Source organism: Ruegeria sp. A4, assembly GCF_056543025.1.
In genome coordinates this window covers 1,038,296-1,060,059 of record NZ_JBQGAW010000001.1, presented here as the reverse complement: position 1 = coordinate 1,060,059, position 21,764 = coordinate 1,038,296, and the positions used below count along the sequence as shown (strand labels likewise).

Genomic DNA, 21,764 nt, shown 5'->3' with positions numbered 1-21,764 from the left:
AATACCGGTCCTCTTCCTTTATTCAGCAGCTTTCAGCGGCGGGCCAGAGGGGCGACCAGACTGATCTGATCGACTGTCCTGTTCTGATCCTTCAAAACGCGAGTCGTCCTCCCACACAATTTCAGTGGCCTGCATCTGCCGGGCAGAGCGCCCAATCGCCATGTCCTGCGCGATCTGGCTGGACCGGCCTGCCGTTACACGGGCCAGAACTCGGCTGAGCCAAATCGCATAGGTTGTCACCCAGACCCGCAAGGCCAAAAGCGATGGCGTCACGATCAGCGTCAGGACAGTTGCAATGCCCAGGCCAAAGACCACCGCCGTGGCCAGCTGTTTCCACCACAGTGCGGTGGGGCTGTCGATGGAATAGCCGCCATTGATGAAGTCCAGCGACAGGCCGAACATCATCGGTGTCAGACCGGCCATCGTTGTCAGCGTGGTCAGCAGCACAGGGCGGATACGGGACTCCGCGGTGCGGATGATCGCCTCGATCCTTGGCATATAGCTGCTGTATTCCTGATAGGTGTCGATCAGAACGATATTGTTGTTCACCACGATACCGGCCAGGGCCACGATGCCGGTCCCGGTCATGATGATCGAGAAGGGCTGTTCCATCACGATCATGCCGATCAGAACCCCGGTAGTGGACAGAACCACCGCCAGCAGCACGAGAACTGAATTGTAGAACGAGTTGAACTGCGCCAGCAGGATCACGAACATCAGCCCCAGGGCGCCCATGAACGCGTTCACCAGGAAGGCGCCGGATTCTTCCTGTTCTTCCTGATCACCGGTCCATTCCCAGCTGATCGCGTTGGCGAACGGGCCGGTTTCCAGCCATTCCGTCAGCACCGCAATTCGCTCGTTCGGGTTGATCAGCGCAAACTGCGCGTCCCCGTCTTCGATTGCGCTGCGCAGCTGGTCGACACTTTCTGCGCCGGTCAGTTGAACCAGTTCATATGACTTTCCACCCGTACCATTCAGAACGGTGCCGGTCGGTGTGTAGCCTTCCGTCACTTCACGCATGACGGCCATCCGCACCTGATTTCCATCGGGGCCTTCAGTCACGACCTTGCTCAGCCCCGGTTCGACATCCGCTTTGACGTCGTAGTATCGCTGCTGGTCGACGCGGTTGATCTCGGCCAGCTTGGCCACGGGTTTGCGCGTTACGAAGTTCGACAACGGCACCAAACCGTCCGGGGTACGAACCTTGAGTGTATCCAGTGTCGACAAAACGCGGTCTTCTTCGGGCAGGCGAACACGAATTTCGATCTCTTCGTCATTGCTGTCCGGGCGCATCTCGCCCAGCAATATGCCCCGCGTGACCAATTGGACCATGGCGCCGACGGTTGCCACGTCGGCTCCGAACCGACCGGCCTTGGCGACATCCACGTCAATCTGCCAGTCGATACCGGGCAGGGGCAGGGTGTCTTCGGTCTTGATCAGGCCCGGCGTGGTGTCGAAAACCTCGCGGGCTGTGATCGCTGCCGAGGTCAGGTCTTCCCACCCGTCACCCTTGATGCGCAGATGCACAGGCTTGGCCGAAGCAGGGCCTTGCTCCAAGGGCAGAATCTCGACGATGATACCGGGGATCGTTGCAAGTTGGGCATTCAGTTCATCAATCACAAAGTCGCCGTCATATTCGGGCGCTACGAAGTGCCGCTCGAACAGGCCCCACAGAGCGGATTCCGATATGTTGGGTCGATCCTCCCAAGGGATGATTTCGAACTGAACCCGGCCCACTGTATCGGCCGGCGCCTGAGCGCCACCGTTATTCTGGTTCAGGCCACCTTCGCCCGCAAAGGCAAAGACATTGATGACCGCGGGATGAGATCCGATGATCTCTTCGGCGGCAAGAACCATCGCGTCTTTTTCCGCCAGGGAAAGGTTCCCGCGGGCACGCACATATGCGGTGGCCTGTTCAGGTTCGCTTTCCACGAAGAATTCAACCCCGCGGGATTCCTGAGGAAACCAGACGAAGGCCACGAAATACACCGCCGTGAAAACCGTCAGCAGGGAAACGATCGGCATGATCGGATTGCCGACAAGGAACCGAACGACGTGGCCAAAAAACGTGTGTTCGTCCGCTGTATGAACGTGGTCCTCTTCGGCGCGTTCAATTTTGGCCGCGCTCAGGGTTACAGACCCGGCAAACGCCCCGAACAGGAACAGCAGGGCGCCGGCGATCGAGCCACCGGGCAGCAGGTAGTTGGGGTTCAGAACCTGCATCGCACCCAGAAAGATCATGTATAGCGACGGCGGCACCATAAGCACCCGGACCCACCATGGCGTGCGGGCCCGCAACCAGGTCGAAGACCGATCGAAGAGGCGGCTCAGCCGGCCGGATACACCGCCCATGACCGGCAGATAGATCAGCGCCACGATCAGTGAAGCCGACAGAACGAAGATCAGCGTGACCGGCAGCATTCCCATGAACTCGCCGGGAATACCGGGCCAGAACAACATGGGCAGGAACGCACAGAGTGTCGTTGCGGTCGAGGACACGATGGGCCAGAACATGCGCTGGGCGGCCTCGACATAGGCGTGCATCGGGCCCACGCCTTCCTTGATGCGTTTGTCGGCGTATTCCACCACGACGATGGCGCCATCCACCAGCATCCCCACCGCCAGGATGAGGCCGAACATCACGATGTTCGAGATGCTGACACCCATGACCGCCAGAAACGCAAAACACAGCAGGAACGAGGTCGGGATCGCAAAACCGACCAGCAGGGCGGCCCGCGTACCCAGCGAGGCAAGAACCACGATCATCACCAGCGCAATCGCGGTCAGAACCGAGCCTTCAAGCTGGCTGACCATCGAGCCGACGATGCGGCTCTGGTCGTTCGATGTGCCCAGGTCAACCGCCGCCTGAAGCTCGGGCGGCCACTTGGTCTTTGCATGCGCAATGGTTTCCTTCACCTGCGCGACGGTGTCGATCAGGTTATAGCCCTTGCGCTTGACCACCTGCAACGCGACGGTCGGTTCACCGTTGAAACGGGCCGTCCCTTCGCGGTCTTCGAAAGTGTAGTTGATCTGTGCCAGCTCCCCCAAGGTGACGACCCGATCCCCATTGACCTTGATGGGCAGGCCGTAAACATCCTGTGCGGTTTTGAACGACGACGGTATCTTGACCGAGAAGGTGCCCTGCGCGGTTTCAACTTCACCGGCCGCGATCAACTGGTTGTTGTTTCGAACTACGTTGATCAGCTCGTCCGCCGTCACGTTGTACGCCTCGAGCCGAAGCGGGTCGATCACGACCTCGAGCATCTCGTCGCGATTGCCTGCGATACCGGCTTCGAGAACGGAATCCAGAGCCTCAAGATCGTCCTGTAGATCCTTGGCGACACGGGCCATCGTGCGTTCGGGAACAGGACCGGTCAGGTTCACGATGACGATCGGGAATTCGGAAAAGTTGATCTCGGTCAGGGAATATTGTTCTGCGCCCTCGGGAAAGTCCGCCTGGGCTGTGTTCATGGCGTCACGCACATCGGCCATGATCGCGGTCTTGTCCCAACCGAAGTCAAATTCCAGCGCGACCCCCGCATAGTTTTCCGCAGCGGTCGATGTCATTTCCTTGAGCCCGTCGAGATCCGCCAGTTCGGTCTCCATCGGTTTGATCAGCAGGTTTTCAGAATCCTCTGCGGAAATCCCGGGAAACTGCACTGATACAAACAGGGCAGGGATTTCGATATCCGGCTCGCCTTCTTTCGGAAGCGAGACATAGGCAAATCCGCCGATAACCAGCGAGATGGCGATAAATGCCAACACCATGCGGGCCCGATCTGCGGCCCATGCGACGATACCGGTCATTGTGAAGCTTCCCGATAGGTCGGCGCAACGGTCACACCGCGTGTCACGAACTCTTGTCCGACAATGATGATGTCAGCTGTTTCAGGCAGACCGTCGACCCAGACACCCTCTGCCGTGTCACGCAGAATGCGGACAGGCAGGAAATCCACCACATTGCCGGTGCCGACCGTACGCACACCCAATTGACCCTCGTTGCTTAGGGTCAGAGCGGATTGCGGCAGCAGATGTGCCTTTGTGCCTTCGGCTGCGATGCGGATGGTCGCGGTCTGACCGTCGCGAATGGTCAGATCCGGGTTCGGAACCGTGATTTCAACTTCGAACGTACGCGTTGTTTCATCAGCCGACCGGCTGAGGAAAGTGACGCGGCCGCCAAGCTGCCGACCGGTGACCAGCGTTGCCGATGCCTCGGACCCCACCTGAACACGGTTGACTTCGGTTTCCGGCACGAACCCGACCAGTTTGATCGGATCAAGCTGAATCACGGTTGCGCACAGCGATCCGGGCTGCATCAGGCTGCCCAATTCTGCGGTGTCGCTTTCCAGCAGGCCCTTGAACGGGGCTTTGATGGTCAGGCGTCCGACCTCTCGCTGCGCGGCTTCAACTGCGGCTGTGGCTGCTTCGATTCCGGCCCGGGTCGCCTCCAACTCGGCTTCGGCGGATTTTACACCTGCTTTGGCGGCGCTCATCGCAGCCTCGCTGGAAATCCGGCGGGTTTCCGAAGCAAACCCGGTTTCCGCCAGTTTGCGCGAAGCCGTCAGATTGATTTCGGCCTCGGCCACACGGGCATGCGCCTCCTGCAAGCGGGCTTCAGCCTCGGGAATGCGGCTTTCGGCTTCGAGTTTTCCGGCCAGCGCCTCGGCCAGTTGCGCCGGACGCGTGCCGGGGTCGAGTTCACACAGAACATCCCCGGCCTCGACAAAGGCACCTTTGCGCTTGGGTTCCGAGATCACCGTGGATGTGGTTTCAGACAGAACCTCGACTTGCCGGTTCGCCTTGGTTTGTCCACGCAGCAGAACCGCACTGTCAATTTCGCGCGCCTGCGAACGCAGGGCGACCACGCCAACGGCATCAATATCGGTCTCGTCGGATTCGGTGGCTTCGGTCTGCGCCGCTTCTTCCGCTTCGCCACGCCCGGCGAATGCAAACAAAGAGTCGCGCTCAAAAACAAGAAAATACAACGCAATAATAACCAGAAGGGCGTTGATGAAAGAAATCAAACGCATTGAGTGTTTCTCCTAGAATTCGGTGCCAACGCAAGCGGGCCGTCTTGGTATGAAATGGGGCGTCGGCTGTGTAATTTCTACACTAAACTGAATAGTTCGGTTTAGTTTTTTTCGCAAGAGAGAAGCCAAGCGGTGAAAATGCGCAAAATCGGACCCTTGGCTTGGCGTTGGTGCCGGGGTATGACATGGCGCACTTATGCAAGACACACAGCCCAGGGGGCAGGAATGAGCGACACCGACAGTTTCATTGATGAGGTCACGGAAGAGGTACGCCGTGACCGGATGTATCTGCTGCTGCGCCGCTGGGGCTGGGTTGGTGTGGCGGCGGTCGCGCTGATTGTCGGCGGGGCGGCATTCAATGAATACCGCAAATCCCGCGATACGGCGCAGGCGCAGGATCTGGGTGACTCGATTCTTGCGGCCCTGTCGGAAAACGATTCTGATGCACGGGCAGCCGGTTTGCGGGAAATCGAGGCGCAGTCGCCGGGCGGGAATGCTGTTCTGAACATGCTGCTGTCTGCGTCCCAGCTTGAAGCGGGATCGCGCGAAGAGGCGGTCAACAGTCTGAACGCGGTTGCCGTGCAGGGGGATTTGCCCGAGATCTATCGTGCGATCGCAAGCTTCAAGGCGCTTTTGTTGCAAAGCGACACCTTGCCCGCCGCCGACCGTCGACAGCAGTTCGAAGCGCTGGCAGCGCCGGGTGCGCCCCTTCGACTGCTGGCCGAAGAACAACTGGCCCTGATCGACGTGTCCGAGGGCAATGTCGATGCGGCACTGGACCGCTTGCAGGCGCTGCGTCAGGACGCCGAGGTCGGTATTGATCTGCAACAGCGTGCGGCCCAGCTGATTATCGCGTTGGGCGGCGAACCCGAGCCATTGGCGGCACAACAGGGCTGACCAGGCGGGACAAAAGACTTAATGACAGGCGAGTTCGGAACACCATGGTAACAAGACTAATTTCCCGCGCGGGGTTGCCGGTTGCGGCACTGGCTTTGACCGCATTGACCGCCTGTGAACCTCCCGAAGCGATTTTGCCCGGAGAACGTGAAGACATCCGTCCGGCGTCTGATCTGGAAACAGTGGAAAAAAGCGGCTCTCAGCCCATCAGCTTGCCAGCTCAGAAAGCAAATGCCAGCTGGCCGCAAAGCCCTGGTACGGCTGCTTACCGAACCACGAACGCGGCACTGCGTGCCACGCCACAGCGGGTCTGGTCCGTGTCGATCGGGCAGGGTGACTCGCGCAAGCAACGTATCACCGCCGAACCGGTGGTTGCAGGCGGGTTGATCTATACACTGGATGCGGGGGCGACGGTGTCAGCGGTCACGCCGCAGGGCCAGTTGGCCTGGGATACCGATCTGGTTCCGCCAAGCGACGGTGATGCAGACGCCACCGGTGGCGGCATGGCGTATTCGAACGGCGTTCTCTATGTGTCGTCCGGGTTCGGACGACTGACCGCATTGGATGCAAAAACGGGCGCCGTGCGTTGGCAGAAGCGATTGGATGCAACCGGAAGCGGCTCTCCGATGGTCAATGACGGGTTGTTGTACCTGGTTGCGGGGGACGAAACCGGGTGGACCATCAACACCAAGGATGGGCGTATCGCCTGGCAAATCGAAGGCACGCCCAGCGTCGGTAACGTTCTGGGCGCACCGGCACCGGTGATTGCCTCGGACCTGGCTGTGTTTGCATTCGGGTCCGGCGATGTTGCGGCCACCTTCCGCCGTGGGGGCATCCGTCGCTGGAATGCGTCGGTCGCAGGCGGGCGGCGGGGACGGGCCGCCGCGCAGATCGTTGACGTGACCGGCAGTCCGATGGTTGTCGGAAACACAATCTATATCGGCAACCATTCTGGCCGGACCGTTGCCTTTGACGCTGCCACCGGTGAACGCCGCTGGACCGCCGATGAAGGCGCGGTCGACACTGTCTGGCCCGCAGGCAACAGCATCTTCCTGATCAGTGACCGCAGTCAGCTGGCGCGCTTGAATGCGGCCGATGGCTCGGTCATCTGGGCGCAGGATCTGCCAAGCTTTGTCAAGGACAAGCGAGGCCGCCGCGGTCCGATCTTTGCACATTACGGTCCGATCCTGGCCGGAGGCCGTATTGTGATTGCATCCAATGATGGTTATCTGCGCTTCTTCAATCCGGTTAACGGGGCACTGGTTCACCAGGTCGAAGTTCCCGGAGGTGCAACTACGGCTCCGGTTGTCGCCGGGCAAACGCTGTATGTCGTTTCCTCTAAGGGGGATCTACACGCTTTCCGTTGACGGCAAGATGCGCTAAAGGGCGCTTCTTGAGTCTTGAAAGTTGAGTATCATGTCGCTGACCCTCGCCATCGTGGGGCGCCCGAATGTGGGCAAATCCACCCTGTTCAACCGCCTTGTGGGCAAACGTCTGGCCCTGGTCGACGACCAGCCCGGCGTGACGCGTGACCTGCGCGAAGGCGACGGGCGTCTGGGCGATCTACGCTTTACAGTGATTGATACGGCGGGTCTTGAGGACGCGACGGATGACAGCCTTCAGGGGCGGATGCGCCGTCTGACGGAACGTGCCGTGGACATGGCTGATGTCTGCCTGTTCATGATCGACGCGCGCGTGGGTGTGACACCAACGGATGAAATGTTCGCAGAGATCCTGCGCAAACGGTCCAAGCACGTGATCCTTGCGGCCAACAAGGCCGAAGGCAATGCTGCGGATGCGGGTGTTCTGGAAGCTTACAACCTTGGTCTGGGTGAACCGGTCCGCTTGTCGGGCGAACATGGTGAAGGGATGACGGACCTCTATGCGCAGCTGATGCCTCTGGCGGATGCGGCAGAGGAAAAACAGGTCGAGGACGCCCCGCAAACGGACATTGAACTGGACGAAGACGGTGAGGGCGAGACGCCGCTGATCACCGCGGCCAAGCCCTTGCAGGTTGCGGTGGTGGGGCGTCCGAATGCGGGCAAATCCACCTTGATCAACAAGATCATCGGCGAAGACCGTCTGTTGACCGGGCCAGAAGCCGGGATCACGCGTGACGCAATCAGTTTGCGAATCGACTGGGCTGACCCGGACGGCCAAAGCACGCCGATGCGGATCTTTGACACCGCAGGGATGCGCAAGAAAGCAAAAGTACAGGAAAAGCTGGAAAAGCTTTCCGTGTCGGACGGTCTGCGCGCGGTAAAATTTGCCGAGGTCGTCGTTGTGTTGCTGGACGCCGCGATCCCGTTTGAACAGCAGGATCTGCGGATTGCCGATTTGGCCGAGCGCGAAGGCCGGGCCGTTGTCGTCGCCGTCAACAAGTGGGACATCGAAGACAACAAGCAGGAAAAGCTGCGCGAGTTGAAAGAGTCGTTTGACCGTCTGCTGCCGCAACTGCGCGGCGCGCCGCTGATCACGGTGTCTGCCAAGACGGGCCGGGGGTTGGAGCGTTTGCGCGCCGCGATCCTGCGCGCCCATGACGTCTGGAACCGCCGGGTGCCGACTGCCGCCTTGAATCGCTGGCTGACCGCGATGCTGGAACAACACCCGCCGCCAGCCCCACAGGGACGCCGGATCAAACTGCGCTACATGACGCAGGCCAAAACCCGACCTCCGGGGTTTGTGGTGATGTGTTCGCATCCCGACAAAATGCCTGAAAGCTATACCCGTTACTTGGTGAACGGATTACGGCAGGATTTCGACATGCCCGGAACACCGATCCGCCTGACGCTGCGCGGGCAGGGGGACAAGAACCCCTACAAGGGTCGGCGCAAGAAAAACGCGGGCGCATTGGCCAAGCATCTGAAGGGACGCGGGTAAGCTGAGCACCAGAATCAGGGCTTTGATGACACAGGCAGACTGTCTCAATCGTTCCCAAGGACGAATGTGCGGTTCGCTTCTGCGGCATTGGCGATACCCTCTGACGTCCCATTGCCCTGTTCAATGGCCGTCGCCAGTTCGGTCGCGGCTGAACCTATCGTGAAGATCGATGCAATTCGCGTTCGACCTCCGAAAAGACCTTTGGAAGCGTCGGCATTGTCATAGGTCAGGTCAAATGTCGAAACCAAACTGACCGCCTCATCATTGGGTCGTTTGTTTTGATTGCGTGATATGGGCGGAACCAGCGTTGTCACGCGGCGCTGCACACCTGCGTTGACCTCGACAGGCAGTGCCTTGGCTGGATCAGAGCGCAAGGCGATGTTCACGCCGCTGCGTTCCCCATAGACCAAACTGCGATCCTGAACCGAGGTGCAGCCCGCGACCGCGCAACTCGTGCAGGACTGCATTGCCAGTCAAGATGGCGGCAGAGGATGAGGTGCCGAAGCCGTTAAAAGAGTACCCCGCAAGCGAGACGCAGATGAATGGCGCAAATGGCAAAATATTTCTCGATAAAGTCAATCAACAGGCCTGAAAATACTGTTTGTTTTTCTGATCGGCAGCCTCCACGCGTCAACTCAGAGGGGCATACGAATGCGGTTGAAGCGTTCCGAGACACTTCAGGGCAGTATTTTTCGGGCGCTTCCGTCATATGAAAGGCTCGCGTATTTCAGTGCCGGTGATCCTGACGCCAGCGCGTAACTGCGCCAATTTTCAGCGTTTTCGCTCTGAGGGCGTGACAGCCCCTGTTCTGCGCGCTAGCATTCATGTGTGTGCATCTGTCAGCACATGCATTGCCTGCACGCGGTTGAGCCGCGACTGGATTTTAGCAGATTAAAACAGGGCCATCGTGGGGAGCGGACTGGATGGATCTGAGGGAATACACAAGACACTACGCAGTTCAGGACAACAGATTGGCTGCACTGAGCTATTTTGGCACGTTTGCGGTGTATTTCGCATCGCTGTCTCTGGCGATCGTATTCGTGGATCGCTGGTACATCATGATCCCGGCCGGGATCGTCTTCGCCTTTTCGGCGGTACGCCTTTATGTGCTGCAACATGATTGCGGGCACCATTCGCTGTTTGAAACGCGAATGCAGAACGAATGGGCAGGGCATGGTCTGTCGCCATTCACCTTTGCACCGTTCGAGGTGATGAAACAGAACCACAATCTGCACCACGCGGGGATCGGAAACCTTGAGCATCGTGAGACCGGCGAAATTCACACCATGACATTGCAGGAATGGAAAAATGCGGACTGGAAAACACGTTTGTTTTACAGGCTGTATCGAAACCCTTTCATTCTGGTGCCGGTCGGTGCGCTGTTCACATATTTCATTCGCTATCGCTGGCCCAAGAACACTGTTCGTTTCGGTGTCAAAGGCGTCTTGCTGCACAATGCCTCGATCATCGTATTTTTGGGCCTGTTGTACCTGGTGGCGGGCATGACCGGTATTCTGGTCTGGCTGGTATTTTCTTTTCTGGGCGGAATGCTGGGTGTGTTTCTCGTGTATCTGCAACACAATTTTGAAGATACCTATTGGGATCGCCGTCCTGATCTGAACCCGCAGACTGCAGCGTTGCATGGATCTTCTGCACTGGATTTCGGATGGTGGTTCGATACTGCCGTCGCCTGCATCACGCTACATGACATCCATCATTACAACGCACGTATCCCGTCGTACCGGTTGCGGGCCTGCCACTATAACCTGCCGCCTGAATTCACGCCTCGTCGGATCAAGTTCCCCGAGGCAGTGGCGGCTTTGAACCTCAAGCTTTGGGATGAGGATGCGAAACGCCTCGTGCCATTCCCGAAAAATGACCGAACCGCTGGGTTGGCGCATAGCTGATCCATTGGCTCTGAGAAGGCAAGCGCTGAACTGGCGTACATGCATTTCCAATGTATACGCGATGAGGCAGGGCGATAGAGAAAGGACCCTTAGATGACTGCAGTGACCGACGTAAAAGGTGTGGGAGAGGCGCTGGAAAAAGCCCTTGCAGCCAATGGCTTTAAGACCGCAGAAGTGATAGCGAAGGCGTCACCCGCAGATCTGGTCAAGGTTCCTCGGGTCGGTGAGAGTCGAGCCGCCGTATTGATCGAAGCCGCAAAAGCCGCAATAGCCGCAACACCCACTGCCGGTAAACTTGGCGCGCGCAAGGCGCCGGCACGAAAGTCAGCGGCACGGAAGCCAGCAGCCGCAAAACCAGCCGCCCGAAAGCCGGCGACACGAAAAGCCGCCCCGCGCAAGACCGTGGCCGCTGTAGCGGCAGAAAAACGGGCGGAAGAAGCTGCACGCAAAGCGGCAGAAGAACAAGCGGCGGCCGAAAAAGCCGAAGCCGCCGCCAAGAAAAAGGCCAAGGCCAAGGCGAAAGCTGAAAAAGCCGCCAAGAAACGCAAAGAAATGGAAGCAGCGTTTTCCAAGGCCAAGGATAAGGTGAAAGCAAAGTCCAAGAAGGACAAAAAATCGAAAAAGGACGAAAAGAAAAAAGACGCCAAGAAGGGCAAAAAGGACGCCGAGAAGGGCAAGAAAAAAAGTGACAAGAAGAAAGATAGCAAGAAGGACAAGAAAAAGGCGAAGAAATAAATTCCTTCGCCCCGTCTTGCATTGTGAACCGGCGCCCGGTGGTGCCGGTTTCGTTTTTCAGGCCAGTGTGCCGTCCAGTTGCAGGGTCAGTTTGCCGCCCAGATAGGGGCTCAGGACTTCGGGCAGGGTCACGGTGCCGTCCGCGTTCTGGCCATTTTCCAGCACGGCAATCAGGCAACGCCCAACGGCCAAACCCGAACCGTTCAGCGTATGGACGTATTCCGGCTTGCCGCCACCTTCGGGGCGGAACCTTGCGTTCATGCGGCGGGCCTGGAAATCACCACAGGTCGAAACCGAGCTGATCTCGCGATAGGTGTCCTGACCGGGCAACCAAGCCTCAATATCATAGGTGCGGCGGGCGCCAAAGCCCATGTCACCGGTACACAGGATGACAGTGCGGTAAGGAATGCCCAGCTTTTCCAGAATGCCCTCGGCGCAGCGCAGCATGCGCTTTTGTTCTTCATCCGATTTGTCCGGATGCGTGATCGAAACCATCTCGACCTTTTCGAACTGGTGCTGTCGCAACATCCCGCGGGTGTCTTTGCCCGCGGATCCGGCCTCGGACCGGAAGCACAGGGAATGCGCGGTGTAGCGACGGGGCAGATAGCTTTCCTCGATCAAACTGTCGTTTACGATATTGGTCAGCGACACTTCGGAGGTCGGGATAAGCCACCAGCCTTCGCGGGTCTGATAGCTGTCTTCGCCAAATTTCGGCAATTGGCCGGTGCCCTGCATCATCTCGGACAGAACCAGAACCGGGCCATTCACCTCGGTCAGCCCGTTTTCGGTGATATGCGTATCCAGCATGAACTGCGCCAAAGCGCGATGAATGCGGGCGACGCCACCGGACAACAGCACAAATCGCGAACCCGAGAGTTTGGCCGCGGTTTCGAAATCCATGCCTTGCTGAACGGCTTCGATCTCGAAGTGTTCCTTTGGCGCAAAATCCAGTTCACGCGGTGTGCCCCAGCGGCTGATCTCGACATTGTCGTTTTCATCCACGCCATCCGGCACATCCTCGGCGGGCAGATTTGCGATCCGGATCAACTGATCCGTCAGCAGGGCATCCAGATCCTTGGCCTCGGTCTGCATACGCGCGATTTCGGCCTTTTTCTCGGCGACCAGCGCGCGCAGGCGTTCGAATTCGGCTTCGTCGCCTCGAGCTTTGGCAGCCCCGACTTCTTTGGACGCTTTGTTCTGTTCGGCTTGCGCTGTTTCGGCCGCCAGAATCTTGGCGCGGCGGCTTTCGTCCAGCCTAAGCAAATCTGACGACACCGGCGCGTCCCCACGGCGCGCTAAAGCGGCGTCGAATGCGGCAGGGTTTTCGCGAATGGCGCGGATGTCGTGCATGTCTCAGATCCTTGAATGCGTGAATCACTGAAACCGCTTATGCACCATCTGTGGGGCAGGGTGTAGCGCCGGTTAAGACTTATCGGCCTCGTCGTGGGTTTCATGTGCCAGATGTCCATCCCATTCCTCCGCCGGGATTTTTGGTTCTGGTGGATCAGCCATGTAAGATGGCGTCATGATCTGCACTTTGTTCTCGTTGAAAACGGCGACAATGTTGCGATGCAGGTCCGAGCGGATTTTCGGAATGATGCTGCCGCGGGTGGTGTAACCGTTGATCTGATAATTGATGGCGTAGTCGGCCAGCGCCGTCCACAACACGAAAGGTTCAGGCTTGGCCTTGATCCCCTTGGTGCGGTTGGCCGCCTCAATCAGCATTGCTTCGACTTTTTCGGGCGGTTCTTCATATCCGATACCAACCGTCGTGTGCAGCAGCAAACCACTGCCATCGGTTTTCTTCGAGAAATTCACGACGTCCGAATTCATCAATTGGGCGTTCGGGATCGAAATCAGCTCGTTCTTGATGGATTTCAGATGCGTCTCCATCAGTTTGATCTGAACCACGTCACCGATATGCTCTCCGATCTGAATGCGGTCGCCGATTGACGTGGAGCGGCGATAGATCACGAACAGCCCTGCCAGCATGTTGGACACGACCGAGTTGGCACCCAGCGACAGCATAGCGCCGACCAGAATGGTCAGACCCTGGAAGGCGGCCGAATCCGAACCGGGAATGTAGGGAACGGCAAAGACGAGCGCTATCAGAATCACGATAACCCGAGCGATGTTGAACGTCGGATTGACCCAGTGTTTTTCAAAATCGCCCATTTCGAACGAACCGGCTTCGACCGCGTCGAAGAACACGCGCATGCCCTTGATGATGTACAACGTGACCCATGCGATCAGGCTGAGCATAATCAGGTTTGGGATATAGCTGAGTATTCCCTTGAATATCAGCAGTACCGGTTCTGTCAGATAGGTCAGCAGCAGTTGCGCGAAATAGCGTGTTTCCGCAAAGGCCAGTAGAACGAAGGACAGGTAGTAGTAGAAGCCGAGAAAGAAGATGACCAACAGGGCAAAATTCAACCCGTATCGGATCAGGGCGGCGATTGCTTCGGCCTGAACGCTTTTGGCCGTCGCCGTTTCGACATCCTTCAAGTAACGCTTTACCAGTTTCAGAGTGCGCCGCCTGATCCGTCGGTGCAGCCAAAGGATAACCAGCACGAAGACGACAAAGCCAAAGGTCCATCCGGCGGCCTCAATCGCTCCGGATACCCGGGCTTGATCTGTACGGTTGGAGCGGTAGGCAAGGATGGCCTCTTCGATGGCCTGACCATGCAAGAAGCCGAGGACGTCCAGCTCCATCTGGTCCAGTTCGGCGTCCGCAACCGTTACGATCGATACGATTTCACCGTCGGCGCGAATGCGTATGCCCAGGTCGGTCTCTTCAAAGGTGATGTCGACCGTTGGGCTTTCCGAGGCCTCGGCCACCTCAATGATCTTGTTCTGCACGCTTTCGGCACGTTCCGGCGCGGGCAGGGCGCTGGAGCCGCGCAGGAAGAACAACATGTCGCCGTCCACGATGACGGGTGCCTTGAAACTTTCGGTTTCTTCCGCCTCGGGTTCGGTGGCTTCCGCAGGCAATTCCTGGGCCTTCACCGGTGCGGCCAGACACAGGATCAAGCTCAGCAGAGACAGCAAAAGCGTCAACGATTGGAATGGTTTGTATCTAGCTCTCATTGCCCCCCCTGATGTTCGACTATAGCCAAATTGAGATATCTGCATAGGACATATCTGCAACGATTGACCGGTTCATGTGGCACCTTTGTCAGGTTGCGGCCGATCACATGACCACCTTTGCTTGCAAACACGCATTTCAAAGCATAGGTTCCGGCAAAATTTGCGGAACGGTGCCGCAAAATCTGAACAAAGGAATATCCCATGGAAGGTGGCGCAATCGCCCAGTTTCTCCCGCTTATCCTGATCTTTGCGATCATGTATTTCCTGCTGATCCGTCCGCAGCAGAAGAAAATGAAGGAACATCAGGCCATGGTCGATGCCGTGCGTCGAGGGGATCAGGTTGTCACCCAGGGCGGGCTGATCGGCAAAGTGTCGAAGGTCAAGGAAGGCGAAAACGAGATCGAAGTCGAGATCGCCGAAGGTGTCAAAGTGCGTGTGGTCAAATCGACCATCGCTCAGGTTCTGAACAAAACCGAACCTGCGAAATAACATCACCTTACAAATCCTTGAAAAGGCAGGGTAATGCTGCACATTGATACCTGGAAGCGGGTTCTGATCTGGCTGGTCTGCGTGACTGGCCTGATCATGGCCCTGCCAAATGCGTTTTATACACGGGTCGAGCAATCAAACGACGCCAAAGCCGCGATCGAGCTGGGCGTGGACACGCCCGAGTTGCAGGCCGAGGCGGGGCAATGGCCGAACTGGCTGCCCTCGTCACTGGTTAATCTGGGCCTTGACCTGCGCGGCGGTGCACACCTGTTGGCCGAAGTTCAGGTGCAGGACGTCTACGAATCCCGGATGGAGGCGATGTGGCCAGATATCCGTGACGCCCTGCGCGATGAGCGTTCGACCGTTGGGACGGTCCGCCGTCAGGAATCGGCCCCAGATGAGATTCGCGTGCGCATCAGCCAGCCTGAGGGCATGGCGCGGGCACTGGAGGTCGTGCGCGGCCTTGCCCGCCAAGTGCAGACCCTGACCGGTGTCGGGGCAACGGATATCGAGGCACGTGCCGAAGGCGACACGATTGTCGTTCAGTTGTCCGAGGCAGAAAAACTGGCCTCAGACGACCGCACAGTGCGTCAATCGTTGGAAATCATCCGCCGCCGGATCGACGAAGTGGGCACCCGAGAACCGACCATTCAGCGTCAGGGTGCCGATCGTATCCTGATTCAGGTGCCTGGCATCGGCAGCGCGGGTGAGTTGAAAGAGATCATCGGCACGACGGCGCAACTGACCTTTAACCCGGTTGCCGGACGCGGCACCGATCCGGATGCCGTTGCAGGCATCGGCGAAGAAATCGTGCCGTCGATTGACGAAAGCGGTGTTTACTACACAATTGAGTCCGCTCCAGTCGTTACCGGAGAGGAACTGGTCGATGCGCAGCCCGCATTCGACCAAAACGGCCGCCCTGCGGTCAACTTCCGGTTCAACACGTCTGGTGCGCGCAAATTCGGGGATTACACCCGCGACAATATCGGAGCCCCCTTTGCCATCGTTCTGGACGATGAAGTGATTTCAGCCCCCGTGATCCAAAGTCATATTCCGGGCGGCTCGGGCATCATCACCGGCAACTTTACGGTTGAGGAAAGCACCAACCTGGCCGTCCTGCTGCGAGCGGGCGCACTGCCAGCCGGTTTGGAATTCCTCGAAGAACGTACCATCGGACCCGAGTTGGGGCAGGACAGTATCGACGCGGGCAAAGTCGCCACAATCGTGGCCTTTGTGGCAGTACTGGTTTTCATGGCGCTCAGCTATGGTCTGTTCGGGATCTTCGCCAACATCGCGCTGATCATCAATGTGGGCCTGTTGTTCGGTCTGCTGTCCGTGATCGGAGCAACCTTGACCCTGCCGGGTATCGCGGGGATTGTATTGACTGTCGGTATGGCGGTGGACGCCAACGTGCTGATCTTTGAACGTATCCGCGAGGAATTGAAATCCGCCAAAGGTCCGGCGCGTGCAATCGAACTGGGCTATGAGAAGGCGCTGTCTGCCATTCTGGATGCGAATGTGACCACATTTATCACCGCCGTGATCCTGTTTGCCATGGGCAGTGGCCCGGTGCGCGGCTTTGCAATCACTCTGGGCCTCGGCATTCTGACCTCGGTCTTCACCGCGATCTTCGTGACGCGCCTGATGGTCGTGATGTGGTTCGAACGCCGCCGTCCGAAAACGATCGAGGTTTGACATGAGACTGAAACTCGTACCCCAGAACACCTCGTTCGATTTCTTCAACCGCTGGAAGGTCTGGTTGGGCATTTCCGGCCTGATGATGGTGATTGCCTTCACCTCGTTCATGCTGCAAGGGTTGAATTTCGGTATTGATTTCCGGGGTGGCACGACGATCCGGACGCAAAGCGCGGTCGAGATCGATGTGGGCACATACCGAGATGCCATCGCCCCGCTGGAACTGGGCGATGTGACCATCACCGAGATTTTCGATCCAACCTTTGCGGATGACGAAAACGTTGCGATGATCCGCATCCAGGCGCAGGAAGATGCCGAGGCCGTCGAAGCAGCGACCATCACCGCCGTGGAGGGCGCGTTGCAGCAGGTTGTTCCCGACATTCAGTTCGTGTCCGTGGAATCCGTCGGCCCCAAGGTCTCGGGCGAGTTGATCCAAACCGCCGTCATCGCGGTGGCTTTGGCGATTGGCGCGGTGCTTGTCTATATCTGGCTACGGTTCGAATGGCAGTTTGCGCTGGGGGCCGTGGCGGCGCTGGTTCACGATGTGATCCTGACCATCGGTATCTTCTCGGAACTGCAAATCCGCTTTGATCTGGCCATTATCGCGGCCCTTCTGACCATCGTCGGTTATTCGCTGAACGATACCGTGGTCGTTTTCGACCGAGTTCGAGAGAATCTGCGGAAGTACAAAAAGAAAGACCTCAAAGAGGTGCTGAACATTTCGATCAACGAGACGCTCAGCCGGACGGTGATGACCTCGGTCACCACGTTGCTGGCGTTGATCTCACTTTATGTTCTGGGTGGCGATGTGATCCGCGGATTTGTATTCGCGATGATCTGGGGCGTGATCGTGGGCACCTATTCATCGGTCTTCGTCGCCTCGACCATCCTGTTGTGGCTGGGGGTCAAGCGCGACTGGTCCAAGCCGTCGAACACGGCGGGCAACCAGTTTGCCAATATTGATGCCTGAGGCGTTGCAACAGGCCTTGTCCCTGCCGGGGCTGGGTTGGTTGGTTCTTACCATCGGAGCCGCGGGACTTGTCCGCGGCTTCACTGGTTTTGGCACCGCGATGATCTTTGTTCCGGTGGCCACTCAATTTCTGCCGATTGCCGATGTCGTCTTTCTGATGGCAGCCACCGGGATCGTATCGACCTTTGCGCTGGCGCCGCAGGCATGGCGTGAATGCGACAAGACCGAAATCAGCACTTTGGGCGTTGCAGCGGCATTAACCGTGCCGCTTGGCCTTTGGGTCATGGCACAGGCCGACACGATCGTTCTGCGCTGGATTGCCTGCGGTATCACCGGCGTGACCCTGTTGGCGATCGTCACTGGCTGGCGCTGGCAGGGGCGGCTGGGTGTGCCCGGACGGCTGGCCATCGGTGGCAGCGCAGGCGTGATCGGCGGCATGACCGGACTGACCGGCCCGGTCGTTATCGTATTCTATCTGGCCAGCTCTTCAGATGTGCGCAAGATTCGTGCCAACACGATCATCTTTCTGGCTTTGCTGGACGTGGCCATCGTCTTCAGCATCCTGATCGGAGGCGCTGCGGATCTGTCGATCCTTTGGATTGTCCTGCTGCTGGGCGTGCCCTATCTGACCACGACATTGATCGGCAAGGCGCTGTTCGATCCAAAGCTCGAACGGATCTATCGCGCCGCGGCTTATTCGGTCATTCTAATAGCAGTCGTTTCCGGCTTGCCGATCCTGGATTGAAGGAGGGAAGGAATGCGCCTGAACCAAGTTACGTTTTCGGATGCCAAGCCGGTTGATGGCTACGGCCCCGGATTTTTCCGCATCGGCGGTGATGTGTTCGAGGGCGCCGTTCTGACCGGCCCCGCAGGACCTGCCACCTGGGGCGGCTATGAAGATGCGCAGCCACTTCTGGAACTGGCTGATGAAATTGACGTTCTGCTTGTCGGTACCGGCAAAGACATGGCCCACATTCCCCAATCCTTGCGCACCCGGCTGGAGTGTGCCGGTGTCGGCGTCGAAATCATGAATTCTCCGGCTGCGTGCCGCACCTACAATGTCTTGCTCTCTGAAGGTCGCCGAATAGCGCTGGCTCTGATCCCGGTCTGACGGGATCCCTTCATCTGGCTGAAAATATCCCGGGGTGTGTGAGGGGCTGGCCCTTCACTCGGACCTCTCTGCTCAGAGCTCCCACAACCGAACTGCGGCAAATCCCACCTTTTGCCTCTGATGACATTCCGATAAGCGGGTCTCATGACTCTGATTGTAACCGACCTGTCGATCACCCGTGGTGGCATTCCCGTCCTGGAGCATCTCAGCTTTCAGCTGCCTCCGGGCAAAGCGCTGGTTCTGCGTGGGCCGAACGGGATCGGCAAAACGACCCTTCTTCGCACATTGGCCGGGTTGCAGCCGCCGCTGAAGGGTCAGATCAAGGGTGCGGAAGACCAGATTGCTTATGCGTCCCATTCGGACGGGCTGAAACCGACGCTGACTGTATCCGAAAACCTGACATTCTGGGCTTCTGTCTTTGGCACCAACGGCATCCAGACGGCGCTGGACGCGTTCCAGTTGAACGAGCTGGCCGATCGCCATGCGGGGAACCTGTCGGCCGGTCAGAAACGGCGGCTGGGGCTGGCGCGAATGCTGGTCACCGGGCGGCCGATCTGGATGTTGGACGAGCCGACCGTTTCGCTGGACAGAAATGCGGTGCAGATGTTCGCCGATGCAGTCCGCGCGCATCTGGGGCAGGGCGGGTCAGCCCTGATCGCGACTCATATCGATCTTGGTCTGGATGGCGAAGTTCTGGACGTCGGCCCGAACAAGGCCAAACCCAAACCCATTGACGATTTCGACGGAGGCTTCCTGTGATCGCCCTTCTGCTGCGCGACCTGAAACTGGCCTTCCGTGCGGGTGGCGGGTTTGGTTTGGGATTGGCCTTTTTCCTGATCGTGACCGTAATGGTGCCTTTTGCAGTGGGGCCACAATCGTCACTGCTGTCCACCATCGCGCCCGGTGTGCTCTGGCTGGGGGCGTTGCTGGCTTGCCTGCTGTCTCTTGACCGTCTTCTGGCGCTGGACTGGGAGGACGGATCACTGGACCTGCTGGCCACGGCGCCGCTGCCACTGGAATCAGTCGTGACCATCAAGGCGCTGGCCCACTGGCTGACCACAGGCCTGCCTTTGGTTCTGGCCGCACCTTTCCTGGGGGTCCTGCTGAACCTGCCTGCGCAGGGGTTCTTCTGGCTTGTCATCTCGCTGCTGATCGGCACCCCGGCCATGAGCGTGATCGGAACGTTCGGGGCTGCCCTGACCGTCGGTCTCAAGCGCGGCGGGTTGCTGTTGTCGCTTCTGGTGCTGCCGCTTTATGTCCCCACCCTGATTTTCGGGGCCGAGGTCGCCCGGCGTGGGGCAACGGGGATGGACGTGCAGACGCCGTTGTTGATGCTGGCGGGGATCACGGCGGCCACCATCGCGTTGTTGCCCTTTGCCAGCGCGGCTGTGTTGCGTATCAATCTGCGGTGAACCGTCCCAACTTTGACTGATGTCAATTGAGAAAACCCCCAACTCGGACTAGATAGGGCCCATGTCGATAGCAGCCAAAGCCAATGCCCTCTGGGAATACGCCAACCCGCGCAAGTTTCTTGCGACCAGTGAACGTGTCCTGCCGTTTTTCTGGATCGTCTCGATCTTCTGCATCGTCGTCGGGCTGGTCTGGGGGTTCTTCTTCACGCCGGACGACTACAAACAAGGGTCGACGGTCAAGATCATCTATCTGCACGTCCCGGCGGCGCTGATGGCGATCAATTGCTGGCTGATGATGCTGGCGACTTCTCTGGTCTGGCTGGTGCGGCGTCATCATGTCAGCGCGCTGGCGGCACGGGCGGCTGCGCCGATCGGCATCGTGATGACCCTTATTGCGTTGCTGACCGGGGCGATCTGGGGACAGCCCATGTGGGGCACCTGGTGGGCGTGGGATCCGCGCCTGACGTCGTTTCTGATCCTGTTCCTGTTCTATCTTGGCTATGTCGCATTGTGGGAAGCCATCGAGGATCCGGACACTGCGGCGGACCTGACTTCGGTTCTGTGTCTGGTCGGATCCGTGTTTGCGCTGCTCAGCCGATATGCGGTCAACTTCTGGAACCAGGGCCTGCATCAGGGCGCATCGGTCATGCGCGCGGCAGCCGTGACCGGGGCCGATACGGAAGAAAAAGTCAGCAATATCTACTTCTATCCGTTGTTGCTGTGCATTATCGGATTTGTGCTGCTGTTCATCGCTTTGGTGCTGTACCGCACCGGAACTGAAATCCGCGCGCGGCGCATCAAGGCGTTGCAGGCGCGGGAAAGGGTGGGCGGATGATCCCCGATCTTGGAAAATATGCTGACGCGGTTTTGTCGTCTTATGCCGTGTCCATCGTGCTGCTGGTGGCATTGATCGTGTTCAGCGTGATGCGAGGGCGCAAGGTGCGCACTGAAATGGAAAAAATCGAACAAAGGATTTCGCGAAATGGCTAAGATATCGCCCCTGATGATCGCGCCGCCTTTGATTTTTGGCGCGTTCGCCGTGTTGGCCGGGATCGGTATGTTCCGGGAAGACCCCAACGCGTTGCCCTCTGCCCGCGAAGGCCAACCGGCTCCGCCAGTGGTTCTGAGCGAGTTCCCGGAAAAGAAGCTGTTTGATGATGCGACGCTGCGGGATGGAGAGGTCAAGCTGGTCAACTACTGGGCCAGCTGGTGCGCACCATGCCGCGCCGAGCATCCCAATCTGGAGGCCCTGGCCGCCGAAGGCATCCCGGTCTATGGCATCAACTACAAAGACCAGTTGGACAACGCCCAAGCCTTTTTGACCGAGCTTGGCGATCCCTACGCTGCGATTGGACGTGATGAAAAGGGGCGCATGGCATTGGATTGGGGCCTTTACGGCGTTCCCGAAACCTATGTGGTTGATGGCGACGGCACGATCATTCTGCGCTTTGCTGGCCCGATTACGCAGCGTGTGATTGAAAACACTCTGCGTCCGGCGTTGGAAAAGGCTGCGGGCGGTTGAGCAATTTGGAAAACGAGGTTTGAGCCACC

The 21,764-nt window shown here is 58.5% G+C and carries 20 protein-coding genes and 1 pseudogene; 16 read left to right on the top strand and 5 right to left on the bottom strand.

The features are described from left to right. Positions 1-18: 18 nt before the first annotated feature. Both ACR0E2_RS05280 and ACR0E2_RS05275 read right to left on the bottom strand, forming a co-directional pair. Positions 19-3,807, bottom strand: a complete 3,789-nt coding sequence (locus ACR0E2_RS05280) for an efflux RND transporter permease subunit (RefSeq protein ID WP_152458378.1) — start codon at positions 3,805-3,807, stop codon at positions 19-21. Next, on the bottom strand, positions 3,804-5,030 hold the full coding sequence (locus ACR0E2_RS05275) for an efflux RND transporter periplasmic adaptor subunit (RefSeq protein ID WP_480445506.1): 1,227 nt from the start codon (positions 5,028-5,030) through the stop codon (positions 3,804-3,806). Before ACR0E2_RS05275 ends, ACR0E2_RS05280 begins: the two co-directional genes overlap by 4 nt. A 225-nt stretch (positions 5,031-5,255) precedes the next feature. Here ACR0E2_RS05275 and ACR0E2_RS05270 point away from each other — a divergent pair, with 225 nt between their 5' ends. Genes ACR0E2_RS05270 through der form a run of 3 tightly spaced genes read left to right on the top strand, consistent with a single transcriptional unit; the run spans position 5,256 to position 8,807 of the window. Further along, on the top strand, positions 5,256-5,927 hold the full coding sequence (locus ACR0E2_RS05270) for a hypothetical protein (protein WP_480445504.1): 672 nt from the start codon (positions 5,256-5,258) through the stop codon (positions 5,925-5,927). 44 nt (positions 5,928-5,971) lie between these two features. Further along, positions 5,972-7,294: a PQQ-like beta-propeller repeat protein gene (locus ACR0E2_RS05265; RefSeq protein WP_480445503.1), complete on the top strand. Its 1,323-nt coding sequence runs from the start codon at positions 5,972-5,974 to the stop codon at positions 7,292-7,294. 49 nt (positions 7,295-7,343) lie between these two features. After that, positions 7,344-8,807 (top strand): ribosome biogenesis GTPase Der, encoded by a 1,464-nt coding sequence (gene der / locus ACR0E2_RS05260; RefSeq protein WP_480445501.1) that lies wholly within the window; start codon positions 7,344-7,346, stop codon positions 8,805-8,807. Between the two features lie 44 nt (positions 8,808-8,851). Here der and ACR0E2_RS05255 read toward each other — a convergent pair whose 3' ends face one another. Next, positions 8,852-9,274: a hypothetical protein gene (locus ACR0E2_RS05255; protein WP_480445499.1), complete on the bottom strand. Its 423-nt coding sequence runs from the start codon at positions 9,272-9,274 to the stop codon at positions 8,852-8,854. 456 nt (positions 9,275-9,730) lie between these two features. Here ACR0E2_RS05255 and ACR0E2_RS05250 point away from each other — a divergent pair, with 456 nt between their 5' ends. The 3 genes and pseudogenes from ACR0E2_RS05250 to ACR0E2_RS05240 all read left to right on the top strand — a co-directional run bounded on the left by ACR0E2_RS05250 (position 9,731) and on the right by ACR0E2_RS05240 (position 11,449). Further along, positions 9,731-10,714: a fatty acid desaturase gene (locus ACR0E2_RS05250; protein ID WP_480445498.1), complete on the top strand. Its 984-nt coding sequence runs from the start codon at positions 9,731-9,733 to the stop codon at positions 10,712-10,714. Between the two features lie 93 nt (positions 10,715-10,807). Continuing rightward, a pseudogene (locus tag ACR0E2_RS05245) lies at positions 10,808-10,963 on the top strand (helix-hairpin-helix domain-containing protein); the annotation flags it as partial. A 153-nt stretch (positions 10,964-11,116) separates the two neighbouring features. After that, complete coding sequence (locus ACR0E2_RS05240; RefSeq protein WP_254705383.1) at positions 11,117-11,449, top strand: hypothetical protein; 333 nt, start codon at positions 11,117-11,119, stop codon at positions 11,447-11,449. Positions 11,450-11,506: 57 nt separating this feature from the next. Here ACR0E2_RS05240 and serS read toward each other — a convergent pair whose 3' ends face one another. Both serS and ACR0E2_RS05230 read right to left on the bottom strand, forming a co-directional pair. After that, positions 11,507-12,799 (bottom strand): serine--tRNA ligase, encoded by a 1,293-nt coding sequence (gene serS / locus ACR0E2_RS05235; protein WP_171362644.1) that lies wholly within the window; start codon positions 12,797-12,799, stop codon positions 11,507-11,509. Between the two features lie 72 nt (positions 12,800-12,871). Further along, the gene (locus ACR0E2_RS05230) at positions 12,872-14,536 is read right to left on the bottom strand and encodes a mechanosensitive ion channel family protein (RefSeq protein WP_480445496.1); all 1,665 of its coding nucleotides are present in this window, start codon (positions 14,534-14,536) and stop codon (positions 12,872-12,874) included. 201 nt (positions 14,537-14,737) lie between these two features. Between ACR0E2_RS05230 and yajC the strand changes: the two genes are divergently transcribed. The 10 genes from yajC to ACR0E2_RS05180 all read left to right on the top strand — a co-directional run bounded on the left by yajC (position 14,738) and on the right by ACR0E2_RS05180 (position 21,735). Next, on the top strand, positions 14,738-15,025 hold the full coding sequence (gene yajC, locus ACR0E2_RS05225; RefSeq protein WP_152458368.1) for a preprotein translocase subunit YajC: 288 nt from the start codon (positions 14,738-14,740) through the stop codon (positions 15,023-15,025). A gap of 33 nt (positions 15,026-15,058) precedes the next feature. Next, positions 15,059-16,720: a protein translocase subunit SecD gene (secD, locus tag ACR0E2_RS05220; RefSeq protein ID WP_171228065.1), complete on the top strand. Its 1,662-nt coding sequence runs from the start codon at positions 15,059-15,061 to the stop codon at positions 16,718-16,720. Between the two features lies 1 nt (position 16,721). Beyond that, complete coding sequence (gene secF / locus ACR0E2_RS05215; protein WP_480445495.1) at positions 16,722-17,690, top strand: protein translocase subunit SecF; 969 nt, start codon at positions 16,722-16,724, stop codon at positions 17,688-17,690. Further along, complete coding sequence (locus ACR0E2_RS05210) at positions 17,683-18,435, top strand: TSUP family transporter (RefSeq protein ID WP_480445493.1); 753 nt, start codon at positions 17,683-17,685, stop codon at positions 18,433-18,435. Before secF ends, ACR0E2_RS05210 begins: the two co-directional genes overlap by 8 nt. Before the next feature lie 12 nt (positions 18,436-18,447). Next, positions 18,448-18,801 carry an Mth938-like domain-containing protein gene (locus tag ACR0E2_RS05205; protein ID WP_480445491.1) on the top strand — a complete coding sequence of 118 codons (354 nt, stop codon included), beginning with the start codon at positions 18,448-18,450 and terminating at the stop codon, positions 18,799-18,801. 144 nt (positions 18,802-18,945) lie between these two features. Beyond that, positions 18,946-19,560, top strand: a complete 615-nt coding sequence (gene ccmA, locus ACR0E2_RS05200; RefSeq protein ID WP_480445489.1) for a heme ABC exporter ATP-binding protein CcmA — start codon at positions 18,946-18,948, stop codon at positions 19,558-19,560. Then, positions 19,557-20,213, top strand: a complete 657-nt coding sequence (gene ccmB / locus ACR0E2_RS05195) for a heme exporter protein CcmB (protein WP_152458362.1) — start codon at positions 19,557-19,559, stop codon at positions 20,211-20,213. The genes ccmA and ccmB overlap by 4 nt, the downstream gene beginning before the upstream one ends. A gap of 61 nt (positions 20,214-20,274) precedes the next feature. Further along, positions 20,275-21,048 carry a heme ABC transporter permease gene (locus ACR0E2_RS05190; RefSeq protein WP_152458361.1) on the top strand — a complete coding sequence of 258 codons (774 nt, stop codon included), beginning with the start codon at positions 20,275-20,277 and terminating at the stop codon, positions 21,046-21,048. After that, on the top strand, positions 21,045-21,203 hold the full coding sequence (ccmD, locus tag ACR0E2_RS05185; RefSeq protein WP_171115312.1) for a heme exporter protein CcmD: 159 nt from the start codon (positions 21,045-21,047) through the stop codon (positions 21,201-21,203). Before ACR0E2_RS05190 ends, ccmD begins: the two co-directional genes overlap by 4 nt. Then, on the top strand, positions 21,196-21,735 hold the full coding sequence (locus ACR0E2_RS05180) for a DsbE family thiol:disulfide interchange protein (RefSeq protein WP_171231406.1): 540 nt from the start codon (positions 21,196-21,198) through the stop codon (positions 21,733-21,735). Before ccmD ends, ACR0E2_RS05180 begins: the two co-directional genes overlap by 8 nt. The last annotated feature ends 29 nt before the right edge of the window (positions 21,736-21,764 follow it).

Bases quoted from the DNA above. Each gene is read 5' to 3' on its own strand.
- ACR0E2_RS05280 (WP_152458378.1), bottom strand. From the start codon at position 3,807: ATGACCGGTATCGTCGCATGGGCCGCAGATCGGGCCCGCATGGTGTTG.
- ACR0E2_RS05275 (WP_480445506.1), bottom strand. From the start codon at position 5,030: ATGCGTTTGATTTCTTTCATCAACGCCCTTCTGGTTATTATTGCGTTG.
- ACR0E2_RS05270 (WP_480445504.1), top strand. From the start codon at position 5,256: ATGAGCGACACCGACAGTTTCATTGATGAGGTCACGGAAGAGGTACGC.
- ACR0E2_RS05265 (WP_480445503.1), top strand. From the start codon at position 5,972: ATGGTAACAAGACTAATTTCCCGCGCGGGGTTGCCGGTTGCGGCACTG.
- der (WP_480445501.1), top strand. From the start codon at position 7,344: ATGTCGCTGACCCTCGCCATCGTGGGGCGCCCGAATGTGGGCAAATCC.
- ACR0E2_RS05255 (WP_480445499.1), bottom strand. From the start codon at position 9,274: ATGCAGTCCTGCACGAGTTGCGCGGTCGCGGGCTGCACCTCGGTTCAG.
- ACR0E2_RS05250 (WP_480445498.1), top strand. From the start codon at position 9,731: ATGGATCTGAGGGAATACACAAGACACTACGCAGTTCAGGACAACAGA.
- serS (WP_171362644.1), bottom strand. From the start codon at position 12,799: ATGCACGACATCCGCGCCATTCGCGAAAACCCTGCCGCATTCGACGCC.
- ACR0E2_RS05230 (WP_480445496.1), bottom strand. From the start codon at position 14,536: ATGAGAGCTAGATACAAACCATTCCAATCGTTGACGCTTTTGCTGTCT.
- yajC (WP_152458368.1), top strand. From the start codon at position 14,738: ATGGAAGGTGGCGCAATCGCCCAGTTTCTCCCGCTTATCCTGATCTTT.
- secD (WP_171228065.1), top strand. From the start codon at position 15,059: ATGCTGCACATTGATACCTGGAAGCGGGTTCTGATCTGGCTGGTCTGC.
- secF (WP_480445495.1), top strand. From the start codon at position 16,722: ATGAGACTGAAACTCGTACCCCAGAACACCTCGTTCGATTTCTTCAAC.
- ACR0E2_RS05210 (WP_480445493.1), top strand. From the start codon at position 17,683: ATGCCTGAGGCGTTGCAACAGGCCTTGTCCCTGCCGGGGCTGGGTTGG.
- ACR0E2_RS05205 (WP_480445491.1), top strand. From the start codon at position 18,448: ATGCGCCTGAACCAAGTTACGTTTTCGGATGCCAAGCCGGTTGATGGC.
- ccmA (WP_480445489.1), top strand. From the start codon at position 18,946: ATGACTCTGATTGTAACCGACCTGTCGATCACCCGTGGTGGCATTCCC.
- ACR0E2_RS05190 (WP_152458361.1), top strand. From the start codon at position 20,275: ATGTCGATAGCAGCCAAAGCCAATGCCCTCTGGGAATACGCCAACCCG.
- ccmD (WP_171115312.1), top strand. From the start codon at position 21,045: ATGATCCCCGATCTTGGAAAATATGCTGACGCGGTTTTGTCGTCTTAT.
- ACR0E2_RS05180 (WP_171231406.1), top strand. From the start codon at position 21,196: ATGGCTAAGATATCGCCCCTGATGATCGCGCCGCCTTTGATTTTTGGC.